The organism is Rhizobium sp. SVR5-2C (assembly GCF_056755115.1).
Genome location: NZ_JBNDHT010000177.1, coordinates 1 through 11,420 on the forward strand (window position 1 = coordinate 1; position 11,420 = coordinate 11,420).

The following is an 11,420-nucleotide window of genomic DNA, read 5'->3' on the forward strand; positions in this document are numbered from 1 at the left end:
AAAACCTTCTGTGTCCGCTCTTGAGCACTTCGGATATCGGCGATGTCGCGGTTAAGACTGACCCATACCCCGCCGATGATGAACGCGTTGACAAGAGCGGCGCCTATGATGGCGATGAAATGCGCCGGGTTGATCTTCGGTTTCTCGACTTCGATCTGCATGGTGTCTCCGTCCATTCCTGCGCGCCCTGCCCTTCAAAAATGCTCTATGCGTGCTTGACCGGCGAAAGCCGATCGACTATGTCGCCGCCGCCGCGTTCAAAAGGCTTTGAGGCGGCAAAGCCATGATGGGGCAATTGCGGAGCGAATGGCCGGCCAAGTAGCGAATGTAAATCTGTTCGGATAGTTCGGGCAGATCGGCACCTTGGATTGTTGCCCAGCGTTCTCCGACGAAATGACAAAACGGGAGCAGTGTCGACAGGCAGGAGCTTGCGTCTTGCTCATCGTCGGACCGGCATGAAAAAGGGCCGGAGACAATGTCTCGCGGCCCCAGTTTTTCTGATCGACAGCGACGGGAGGAGAACCGCGTCGAGACAATGAACTTAGCAGACCATGATTAACGAATTGTAAACGCGGGTTTTGGCGACACACCTCGCTCGCCCCGGCTTGCCTCATGCGAGCCCGAGAGCCTTCCGCCCTCCGGATCCGGGCGCCCGAAGAGGAAACCCTGCAACTGGTCCGGAGCCTTAACGGCCATCCGCGCGCGCTGTTTTTCAGTCTCAATACCTTCGATAACGACGGCCAAGTCAAGGCTCTTCCCAAGTGCCATTGCGCAGTCGATGATAACCTCGGCAACCGGATCCTCTTCAAGAGCGGCTACATAGCTACGGTCTATCTTCACTTTGTGGAAGGGATAGCGTCTTAGGTTGGTCATCGACGAGTAACCGCTGCCATAGTCGTCCATAACGAGTTTGACACCCAGCGCGTGCAGTGCCTCAAGGCAGCGCGCCACGTCGGCGCTATCCTCAAGCAGCGATGTCTCTGTGATCTCCAACTCCAGTCTTTCAGGAGAAAGCCGGCTCGTCTCGAGTGCGTCCGTCACATGATCAACCAACTCGGCAGAAAGCAACTGGCGTGCTGAGATGTTGACAGCAATGAACAGCCTGTCGTCCCAGGACGCAGCCACCCTGCAAGCCTCTTGCAGGACCCACCTCCCGATTTCCACGATAGAGCCACTCTCCTCAGCAGCTCCGATGAACACTGCTGGCGAGAGGACACCGTAGCTGGGATGGCGCCATCGCAAAAGCGCCTCGTAGCCTCTAGGGATCCCCGAGGCTGTCTCAATTATGGGCTGGTAGAGCAGGAAGAGTTCACCGGTGTCTGGCGCCCTTCGAAGTTCTTCTTCCAATCGCCGCTGCGTCCGCAGTTGCTGGTCCAGGAAGCCGTCGAATGCGCATATCCTCCCTTTTCCTTGGGACTTTGCACGATATAAGGCAGCGTCGGCATTGTTCTGCAGTTGCTTCAACTCATCTCCGTGCTCCGGGAACCTGGCTACCCCGACGCTCACGCCCAATGCTCCTGCCTTGTCGTGTGTGTTAAATGCCGACTTGAAGTTTGTCATAAAGTTGAATGCATAGTCCTCTGCGGCAAAGGCCAGGCGTCCGGGCAACAAAACCGAGAATTCGTCCCCGCCGATCCGTCCTATGATTGCCGGCTCTTCAAAAGAGGCATTCAGAACCTCAGCGACTTTCTGCAAGACCAAATCGCCGTCTGCGTGACCATGAACGTCGTTGATCGACTTGAAGCGATCGAGATCAAGTGTAAGGAGCGACAAACCAGCTCCACTCGCCACCGCTTCCCTTATCAGCTTTAATACTGAACGCACGCCGGTTCAGGAGGCCGGTCAATGGATCATGGGAGGCAAGATGGAGCAGCTGCCGGTTGGTCTCCAGGCGCTCACTGATATCGCGCAAACCGAACACAGACGTTTCGCGGCCTCGGTATTCTATGACGCCCTCGACGATTTCGATTGGAAGCGACCCATTCGGTGAGTTGAGGAGGCCTTGGGATCCTTGTCGGTCGAACAGAAAATCACCGAGAAGGCGGGATTTGAGGTCCGCGACCGGCCTCCCCGTCAACTCTGCAAACCGCTCGTTAGCGTGAACGATCTTCCCGGCGCGGGTCAGCACAACGGCTTCGAACGTTGCGTTTGCGAGTCCTTTGACATCTGTCAGGTGCCGATCGAAGAAGAGTGCCGCGATGCCGGTGGCAATCAACAGGCTGGACACGGTACAAACGCCGACTGCGATGCCCACTCTGTCGAGGAAAGTCAGGGCGTCCGGTGCGCCCGGATATAACGGGACGACATTGAGGCCACTCATTGAGATCATGTGATGGCTGCAAACTGCGGCAACGATCAGCAAGGAGGCGAGAACGAGCCTGCCGCCGGTGATCCGGTGGGAAAGAAGCAGCATTGCGCCGACCGCGAACGCGCCGCCCAGCACCCATGCCGCAACGGCTGTCGTCGCGTCGGTTTCTATGAAGACAGAAGCGCTGATGGCGCTGAGCCCGAGGGCATGCATCGTGGCAATTGCCAGACCCAGAAGGATTCCTCCGACAACCGCACCCTGCCGGCCCGTGACGTACAGGGATGAAAAAGTGGCGAGACAAGAGCGCGCGACCGCCGCCACTATGGATAATCCTGTTTCGGTGACGCGGTACGATACGGGAATACTGTACGACAGCATTGCAATGAAGTGGGTAGCCCAGATCGTGCCTCCAAGCACGATTCCGGCAATGCCGAGCCAGAGGTTCCGGTGCGCCTTGACGCACTGGCGCGCGCGAGAGAGCATGAAGATCCCGGCGAGATTGCCCGCGGCGCAAACGCAGACTGCGACAGGCAGAAGCAGCCAGTTGTGCTGCTCAGTAATACAGGAAACCAGTCGGAACATCGCCACCTCCGCTGGCATCCTTTCATGCGAAGCCTGACCCCAGGGTTATCGGAGTCATTAGATTTTTAATGGAATGCTTGAAAAGCTGACGGCCGGGACCACCGAGCCTCGCCGGTTAACGTCTTAATTGGTAGTCGCTTTGAAATGCGGGTCACATCAATCGGATAGACATCCTGATGTGAGATCCGCGTTGCGTGCGATTACAGCTCTTGAGCATGTGAGATCCCATCAGGGGTGGATAGCGGCCTGCACCGTGTCAGAGTGAGGTCGCTAGAACACTCTCTGGAGGCCAATCATGCCGATAACAGCAGATCAAACTCAAGCACAGACCGCTACCCCCCGTTGATCTTGGAGCAATTTTCATCTCGTTGGAATCGAGTAAATCGACATGGCTCGTGACGGCTCTCTCGCCGGGAAGCGAGAAGATGTCTCGTCATACAGTCACCGGAGGCGATATCGCCGGCTTGTTCTCGTGTTTTGCCGCTCTTCGCCAGAAAGCGCAGCGGCGTAAAGATAGGCTTTATCCGCTAGTGATGATCCAGGAGGCCGGGCTTGATGGCTTCTGGCTGGGGCGAGTGCTGAGCAAGGAAGCTTGGATCGAGAGCCATATGGTGGAGGCCGCATCCATTGCCATGCCTCGTCGACATCGCCGCGCGAAGACGGACCGCATCGACGGTGAAACGTTGACGGATCCAGGTGAGCGAACCGAGAATCCGTTTGGCCTTACCCGCCGATCTTGAGATTGGTCCCGTTTTCCTGAGCCCGTCCCCGTCGAAAGCGGGATAGTGGTGCAGCCGCGACAAGCGGCGACCGGATGTGATGAGGTGGAACGGCCCGCTCCGACAGCATCAAGTGCTAAAACGTGGCCGTTGCTCGAACGCCACAAAGGAGGGACCGTTCCATGAAACATGCTAGCACTATCGGGCTGGACTTGGCCAAACACGTTTTCCAAGTTCACGGCGCCGATATCGAAGGCTCACCCTTGTTCAATCGAAAACTGCGTCGCAGTGAAGTGCTACGCTTCTTCGAGAAAATTCCTCCTTGCCTGGTCGGCATGGAAGCATGCGGTGGAGCACATTATTGGGCGCGTGAAATTGCGAAGCTCGGTCATGATGTGCGGCTCATTCCGCCGGCTTACGTCAAACCTTTCGTCAAGCGCGGCAAGACGGATGCGGCCGATGCGGAAGCCATCAGCGAGGCGGTGATCCGCAAAACCATGCGCTTTGTCCCGATCAAATCAGCCGATCAGCAATCAGACGCAATGGTGCTGAAAACGCGCGCTCTTCTGGTGCACCAGAGAACGCAGTCGGTCAACGCCTTGCGTTCACATCTGGCCGAACTGGGTATCATCGCGGCTGGCGGCCTTGCCAGCGTTCCAGCGCTGGTGGCCATCGTTCGGGAAGGTGAAGACACTCGACTGCCTGCAGCAGCACGCTTCGCACTGACGGCTATTGCCGACCAGATCGACACCTTGGCTGATCAGATCGAGGAGTTCGAACGTACCATTGTTAAGGAATCGAAGCGCGACGAAGGCATGCGCCGACTGACAACAATCCCCGGGGTCGGCGCCATCACCGCGGCGACAATAAAGGCCTTTGGTTCCGGATCCCGGCGGATTCAAATCGGGGCGCCACTTCGCCGCCTGGGTTGGATTGACACCGAGGCCCCATTCCAGCGGAGGCAAGGAGCGATTGGGCGGAATCTCTAAAATGGGTAATCCGGAACTCCGTGTTCTCCTGGTCCTCGGAGCGACAGCCGTTCTGCGGATTGCCCGGAATGATGATCGGGCACGACCGTGGCTGAAAGCGCTACTCGCCAGGCGCCCTTTCAAGGTGGCCGCTGTCGCGTTGGCAAATAAGATGGCCCGGATCATCTGGGCGCTTCTGAATAAGGGCGGGATTTACAATCATCCTGAGCCACCCTCGATCACTGCAGCTGCCTGATGAATATTATGACCCACAACCAATCTGACCGGCGTAGGCCGGCAGATGCAAGGTGCAACTACAAACGATGAACCCCGGGACGAAATCCCGGAACGAGCGAAGCCGCCAATCTCACTGCACTAAAAGTGCGTGGATGTGATTTAGCTCCGCGTTTCGCGGATCTCATCGAGGCCAGCGGTCATGTACCGCGCTTCAAGGCCGTACATATGAACGCATCGTCCGCGTGTGGGAAATCGATTGAAAAGCCGCTTGCACCGCGGGCCGTTCCACATATGAGATTGTACAGGCTCGAGAACGAGCTGGTAGTTGCTATGGGCTCAGACCATGGATCCGATTACGAAGGAGAAATTCGATGCCACATCAATGAACCGTTGACAAAAATCCTGATGTGATCGGATTCGAACCGGCGACACCTCGATCAGATGTCTAAGCACCTGAACAATCAATATTTTGCGGGAACGCTATTATGGAACTTGTCTTGGTTCCGGTGGTGGCCTTTGAGCCGAGCCGCCTATCGTCTTCCTGCTTTCCTTCGCCCTGTGCGTGGCTGTCCCACACTCCGACAACTACGAAAGCTCCGCCCTTGGTGTTATCCATATCTAGCCGTCGCAGCGAGTCCGGCTTCCAACCGGGCAGACAATTCAAGTTCCCGTCTTCCGACTTCCAACCTTGTGCGCTAGGCGGTGGGCCGTACCCCGTGCAATGCGGGAGATGGGGCATAAGAGCCGGTCCCATCTCGGGTCTCTTCGAGAACCCGGCAGGAAGAAAGACGAGCCTTGCTGCCTCTGATTGCTCCTTCGTGCTCCCACGCCATTACGCAACTGGAAGCGATATCTGTTTCGGGCTTCTGAAGCTCACTTTGTTGTTTCGCCATGGGCATTGCCATAGCCCGGCCTGCGGTTGACGCCCGCATCCGGTAAATTTAGGGCCAATCTGCTTATGCAACCCAGCTGATGACGCCCGGTCGAGCTTCCTGGGCTCTACTCAACAAGCGTCCGCACGTTCATCATGTCATTGGTCATCGGTGATCTTTCCGTCAGGTTGTGTCTTGAACAACCACACCCTAGCGGAAAACGCTGATGACCGCTCAGCAAAGCCGATCACCCGCTACAGCGCTATCAAACGCGCGGGCGCTCGGCTTCGCTAGGTTGCAGCTACAGGCGTCGGGACATGATCGGTCTTCCTTTGACCAGACGCGGAGAATTGTAGATTTAGCATCATTTGAAGGCGCGCCCTTCGGCGACTTACGCGACGAGATCGCCCCGCATTTATCACGCGGTCTTTGCCCGCCAAAGCTGGGTCTCTGAGGCATCCTCGTATCCCAGCTGGTCGAAGCTGGCGACTTCGAGAAGCAGGCCCCAGGGCGAGCGCAGGTATATCCAGTCAAAACCCGCCAGCGGTCCCTCGGTGATGAGGTTTGGCCCTTCCAGCAGCTCGATGCCCTGAACTCGCAGGCGTTCCACAGACGCGTGAACATCCTCCACCTCGAAACACATGTGCACTCCGCCGACTTCGGAGGGCCGTTTGAGCGGGGTTACCTCCTCGCCGCTATATTCGAAAAGCTCGACACTCGTGCCCGCACCGCAGCGTAGGAAGACGAGGTCACGGATCTTCGACTGCGGGGCGGCGCCGATTTTCTTGGTCATGAAGTCCTGATCGACATTGAATGGGCCGGTGCGGAAAACTTCAACCGCGCCGAACACCGCTTTGAAGAAAGCGATGCCTTCTTCGATGTTCGGCACGGTGATACCGATATGATGCATACCGTAGACTTTGTTCGTCATGTTTTTCCTCCTTGTGGAAAGCGGGCGGCGCCCGCATGGGTTAGATTTTTGGAAAAATTGGCGGAGGCGATCGCGCTGCGCCTTGAAGGCTCGCGTCGTCACCGGCCGGCCCGGTGGCCTCGGACCGCCGAATAGATCAGAGCCGCGACGACGATCAGGACGCCCTGGAAGAGGTACTGATAGGTCTTCGACAGGTTCAGGAAAGTCACGGCGCTGAGCAACCTCGGTGAGAAGGACAGCGCCAAGCACGGTCCCGATGAAGGTGCCGCGGCCACCGGCAAGACTCGTCCCGCCGAGTACCACCGCCGTGATGCTCGAGAGAGTGTAGTTGATGCCCTGTCTGGGGTCGCTGACGCCGATCTGCGCCATCAGCATGATGGCACCGAAGCCGGTCAGAACCGAACATGCAATATAGCCGGCGATATAAGTGATATCGATCTGAAGACCGATCCTTCGCAAGGTATCGCCCTGAAACACCGTCGGTTCGCGCGTGATGCTGGCAATCAGGAGGCCGGCCAGGCAATAAAGCAGCTGCGCCCAGACATAGGCCATCATCTGATGAAGGCGCACCCGCAGGCCGGCCGCCCGTCCTGCAAGCGGGTTTGCGCCGATGGCCTCGAACCTGCGTCCCGCAATTGCCTTCTTCAACTTGAAGAACACGACCAGCATCGCCGCGAGATCAAAGAGGACGGAGTTCGGCGCGCCGAATATCTCTCCGCCGGCAATGGCCGCCAGAAGGTTGGTGGTGATGGAGCGCACGCCCCCTGAAACTGCGAAGACGACGCCATAAAGCAGCGCATTTGTCCCGATCGTGGCGATGATGGCGTTGATGCGCTGGTTCGGAGCGATGGAGGTGATGTTCGTCATCGAAGCGCGTCTTTCCAGCGTTGTTCACGATAGAGTTGCCCGTTCTGTGGACGCGAGCGCCGCAGGTGGTAAGTCAACGAAGATATATTCCGGTTTGGCGCTAGAGCTCGCGCTCGTTCGTCGTCCAGACGATCGGTGATGCGGCGCGGCTTGAATGCTTGGCGGGGAGGGGATGTAGGCGCGGATGCGGTCTCCGGCGCGAAGCCTCATACTCGGCGTAATAGCCGCTGCAGGCGCATCCTGCCTGCGCAAGCCAGTCTCGGACTTTGCCCCAGTTGATAAGACCTACCGCTCTCATTTTCCCTCCTCCATAGAAAATTGGCCGGCATCGGAATTCAGTGAGCACGTCAGGCGTTGCTGCCTATCGTCGGCCGCCACTCGTAAATACTGACGGTCTAGACCTTATGGCGCATGAATGGATCTTCCGAACTGAACCGGCGCATATCGTCCAGCGAGGCAACCTCGGCAACGCGAACTGCACGCATCTTCTCTGGCTCCTCACCAAGCTCTCTAGTCGCTCTCCTCCCGAGCGGACAGCTACTTTTCATATGTCGCAGGTATGATGGTACGCGGACTGAGAACAAAGGAAACAGAGGATTTATCCATTTTGGATGTCCGCTATTAAGATGAAGCACTGATGCGGCAGGCTCAAAAAAGAACCGTCGACACACCTGGCGTCATCTTGGACACCTCGTTGAGCCATCAACCCAGACGAATGCGCAAACTACTTCACCAATGCAGGATACGCTTCATCAAAACATGAACCGCTCTAGCCGATCGAGAGCATCCATAAACAAGAACACGAGCTTCCGCACCAGGGCGGAAGGCTGCCCTTGCGGGACGAGAATGAGGTGAGTTCGAAATCGGGCATGCTCCCCGCGCCTTATGGGCGTAGCAGGGCGCTTCTCAGATAGTTCCGCTTCATTCTTCCGACCCCATGATGGAAGGGCCATTGTGCCGATTCCGAAGAGAAGCAAGAGCCCGCAGGACAGTTGAAGCCCTGGAACCGGAAAACGTGAACATGCTTGACTTCAACCGGCCGAATAGAGAGGCCCGATTGTTCAAGCCCTTGTGGGACCGGTGCTCGACCGCCGGCATCAAGTCACGTTTAACGCGCGGGGCTAACCGAGCCGGTCAGCCCCAAAGGCCCACGAGCATCAGCCAAAGGCTCAGATGTCAGGGCGATGATGTTCCATCACTACAAGGACCCGTCGACCTTCGTCAAGTTCCACTGGAAGCCGAAGCTCGGGCTGCAGTCGGTGGCCTGAAACGAAGCCGTGAAGATCAAATGGCGCCGACCCTGACTTCCATCGCCGCGATCTCTGGCACTCGATCAAATCCGGAAATTTCCCTGAGTGGGAATTCAACTCTTCGACCAGAAGTTCGCCGACAGGTTGACGATGGCCGTGGTCGAACGCGCGTCGCTGGACAGGAATTGCGCCAGATCGATCTCATCTATTAAAGCTCGACGCATTCGCCAGGGAACCCAAGCTCAACAATTGTTCTGGGGCCACCTTGTCTGCGCTGCAGGAACGGCTACTATCCGGGCGGAATTGCAGACTGCGCACAGACGCTGGCGAGTCCCCCACGAGGTGGCAGGAATGGCAGACGTAACTCACCCGGCGGCGATCGAGCATCTACCAACCTTTATAACCTCGCCCGGACAAACCGACTACCTCTTAGTCGGCGTCGTCATATTCCTCGTGCTGGTCGTCCTTGTCATCGGCAATCTGTACTTCCAGCTTCACGCCGTCCCAGAACGGATGGCGCATCGCACTAACAAGATGCAGATGGAGATCATTGCCGTTCTGGCTCTGATCTCGCTCTTTACGCACAATCATCTGTTTTGGATCGCGGGCTTGCTGTTAGCTTTTATAGAGTTTCCCGATTTTTCCACGCCGCTTTATTCCATTGCCCAGTCCCTTGCGAAGCTCTCAGGAAGAGAAGCAAAATCGACCGGCGACCCCGCCCTGATATCAGAGGAGCCAGCCGTCCAAGCGCAGAGGCCGTCCAATTCGGACACGTCCGGAGAGGGTATCTGATCCATGTTCGAGCTCATCCTCTGCTCCATGATCACGATCCTCCCCGACTATCTCTTTCGACGCTATGGTCAGGGAAAGCGGATCGGGCAAGAGATCACGCTCTACACCGTCTGGTACGAGCTGCGATGGGGCATCACCGCGTGCCTTCTTCTTACCATCTCCCTCATTACGATGATCTTCTACTTCCACCCGTCAACGAAGAGCGTGACGGCGGTATTCCGAACGGTGACGATCCTGCCGGAGACGGTTGGGCGTGTCGACGAGGTCTACGTAGGAATCAGCGACAAGGTGGCTGCCGGCGCTCCGCTTTTCCGGCTTGATGATTCACAGCAGCGAGCCGCCGTGGAGACAGCACGTCGGCAGATCGCGCAACTCGACGCCGAAGCCGCGGTTACTCAGACCGAGCTTGCATCGGCGGACGGGCAGATCCAGGAGGCGCAGGGCGCGCTTCAGGTGGCCGTAGACGAATACGAGATGAAGGCCCAACTCCTCACAAAGGATGCCGTCGCGCGTCGCGAGGTCGACCGTCTGGCGAACACTATAGAAAGCCGCAAGGGCTCGTTGGGGGCCGCGATCGCGAAAAAACAGACCCTTGAAGCCAAGATCAGCGCCCTGTTGCCTGCCCAAAAGGCAAGCGCAGAAGCTGCTCTGGCCCAGGCACAGGTGGAGCTGGACAAGACGCTAGTGCGGGCCGGCGTCGCGGGCACGGTCCAGCAGTTCACGCTCCGGCCGGGCGACGTCGTCAATACGATGATTCGCCCCGCGGGCATTCTCGTGCCGATGGGTGCCGGCAAGGGCACCCTGATTGCAGGCTTCGACCAGATCGAGGCGCAGGTGATGAAGCCGGGCATGATCGCCGAAGCCACGTGCATCGGCAAGCCGTTCACCATCATTCCGCTGGTCGTGACCCAGGTTCAGGACGTAATCGCCGCCGGCCAGTTGCGACCGACGGACCAGCTCGTCGATGTTCAGCAGATCACCACGCCGGGGACGCTGACAGTCTTCCTGCAGCCACTGTTTGAAGGTGGACTGGATGATGTCCCACCTGGCAGCAGTTGCATCGCCAACGCCTACACCAACAGCCACGACGCGCTCGCCGATCCGGCGGTTGGCACGCTGCGCTGGGTGTTCCTCCACGTGGTCGACACGGTCGGGCTCGTGCATGCCATGATCCTGCGCATGCAGGCCGTCCTGTTGCCGGTCCAGACGCTCGTGTTATCGGGTCATTGATAGTGCAGCGCCTTAATTTGGGGATCGCAATGTTCCAACGTCGAGGATCTGCGCATTCCGGTCCAGCCGAGTTTACCTGGGGAAATCGAGTATCGCGGACTTGTGCCTTCGCATGACGAAAGGACGCGACTCAGTCTTGGCGGTGTTGTCACATAAACGCGACGTCAGTGAATTGGACATAGAGACGGTGGAATGAAGAATCCTGCCGTCAGCTACAAGCGCCACCGTTTCCCGCAACAGATCATCTCGAACGCGGTCCGGCTGTATTTCAGATTTCCGCTGAGCCTACGCCTCGTCGAGGAGATGCTGCTGGAGCGCGGAGTTGTCGTTTCGTATGAAACGATCCGGCGATGGGGTCGGAAATTCGGACCGGCATACGCAAAGCAACTCCGTCGCAGGCGGCCGTCGCGCCGGGATGTCTGGCATCTCGACGAAAGTGTGCCGCGAGGCACCCACAGCAGTGTGGGAGCCTGAAGGCGGCGTGACTCTTAACCAGGCTTTCGTGTGGAACGTGGGAACCTGTCGCTCCGATGTTAAGGGAGAACCCAAGCAGGCGGTCCCTGTAAGGGTGAGATTACCGAAGCGGGGCACAGGGGCGGAGCAGCCCGTAGTAGTATTGAAGGTCCTGTAATGGGGCTGGAGCGAAGGGGTTGCGTTGTTCAGC

General features: G+C 57.9%; 6 protein-coding genes and 5 pseudogenes. 7 read left to right on the top strand and 4 right to left on the bottom strand.

Annotated elements, in window-relative coordinates; genetic code table 11:
- Positions 1-555: 555 nt before the first annotated feature.
- Positions 556-1,773, bottom strand: a complete 1,218-nt coding sequence (locus ACPYOI_RS31930) for a putative bifunctional diguanylate cyclase/phosphodiesterase (RefSeq protein ID WP_481423867.1) — start codon at positions 1,771-1,773, stop codon at positions 556-558.
- Complete coding sequence (locus ACPYOI_RS31935; RefSeq protein WP_481423868.1) at positions 1,754-2,890, bottom strand: MHYT domain-containing protein; 1,137 nt, start codon at positions 2,888-2,890, stop codon at positions 1,754-1,756. Before ACPYOI_RS31935 ends, ACPYOI_RS31930 begins: the two co-directional genes overlap by 20 nt.
- A 295-nt stretch (positions 2,891-3,185) precedes the next feature.
- On the opposite strand from ACPYOI_RS31935, the pseudogene ACPYOI_RS31940 reads away from it, so the two are divergent.
- Both ACPYOI_RS31940 and ACPYOI_RS31945 read left to right on the top strand, forming a co-directional pair.
- A pseudogene (locus ACPYOI_RS31940) lies at positions 3,186-3,576 on the top strand (IS110 family transposase); the annotation flags it as partial.
- A 215-nt stretch (positions 3,577-3,791) separates the two neighbouring features.
- Positions 3,792-4,833 (top strand): annotated as a pseudogene (locus ACPYOI_RS31945) (IS110 family RNA-guided transposase).
- Positions 4,834-6,104: 1,271 nt separating this feature from the next.
- Here ACPYOI_RS31945 and ACPYOI_RS31950 read toward each other — a convergent pair.
- Together ACPYOI_RS31950 and ACPYOI_RS31955 are read right to left on the bottom strand one after the other, a co-directional pair.
- On the bottom strand, positions 6,105-7,484 hold the full coding sequence (locus ACPYOI_RS31950) for a VOC family protein (RefSeq protein WP_481423869.1): 1,380 nt from the start codon (positions 7,482-7,484) through the stop codon (positions 6,105-6,107).
- A gap of 100 nt (positions 7,485-7,584) precedes the next feature.
- Entirely contained in the window at positions 7,585-7,782 is a 198-nt protein-coding gene (locus ACPYOI_RS31955) for a hypothetical protein (RefSeq protein WP_481423870.1), read from the bottom strand.
- Between the two features lie 339 nt (positions 7,783-8,121).
- Between ACPYOI_RS31955 and ACPYOI_RS31960 the strand changes: the two are divergent.
- From ACPYOI_RS31960 to ACPYOI_RS31980, 5 genes and pseudogenes are all read left to right on the top strand, one after another.
- Positions 8,122-8,257 (top strand): annotated as a pseudogene (locus tag ACPYOI_RS31960) (IS630 family transposase); the annotation flags it as partial.
- A gap of 429 nt (positions 8,258-8,686) precedes the next feature.
- Positions 8,687-8,899, top strand: a pseudogene (locus ACPYOI_RS31965) (catalase); the annotation flags it as partial.
- Between the two features lie 186 nt (positions 8,900-9,085).
- On the top strand, positions 9,086-9,526 hold the full coding sequence (locus tag ACPYOI_RS31970) for a hypothetical protein (RefSeq protein WP_481419699.1): 441 nt from the start codon (positions 9,086-9,088) through the stop codon (positions 9,524-9,526).
- A gap of 3 nt (positions 9,527-9,529) precedes the next feature.
- The gene (locus tag ACPYOI_RS31975) at positions 9,530-10,756 is read left to right on the top strand and encodes an HlyD family secretion protein (RefSeq protein ID WP_481419698.1); all 1,227 of its coding nucleotides are present in this window, start codon (positions 9,530-9,532) and stop codon (positions 10,754-10,756) included.
- Positions 10,757-10,944: 188 nt separating this feature from the next.
- Positions 10,945-11,197: pseudogene (locus ACPYOI_RS31980) on the top strand (IS6 family transposase); the annotation flags it as partial.
- Between the last annotated feature and the right edge of the window lie 223 nt (positions 11,198-11,420).

Bases quoted from the DNA above. Each gene is read 5' to 3' on its own strand.
- ACPYOI_RS31935 (WP_481423868.1), bottom strand. From the start codon at position 2,890: ATGTTCCGACTGGTTTCCTGTATTACTGAGCAGCACAACTGGCTGCTT.
- ACPYOI_RS31950 (WP_481423869.1), bottom strand. From the start codon at position 7,484: ATGACGAACATCACCTCCATCGCTCCGAACCAGCGCATCAACGCCATC.
- ACPYOI_RS31955 (WP_481423870.1), bottom strand. From the start codon at position 7,782: ATGAGAGCGGTAGGTCTTATCAACTGGGGCAAAGTCCGAGACTGGCTT.
- ACPYOI_RS31970 (WP_481419699.1), top strand. From the start codon at position 9,086: ATGGCAGACGTAACTCACCCGGCGGCGATCGAGCATCTACCAACCTTT.
- ACPYOI_RS31975 (WP_481419698.1), top strand. From the start codon at position 9,530: ATGTTCGAGCTCATCCTCTGCTCCATGATCACGATCCTCCCCGACTAT.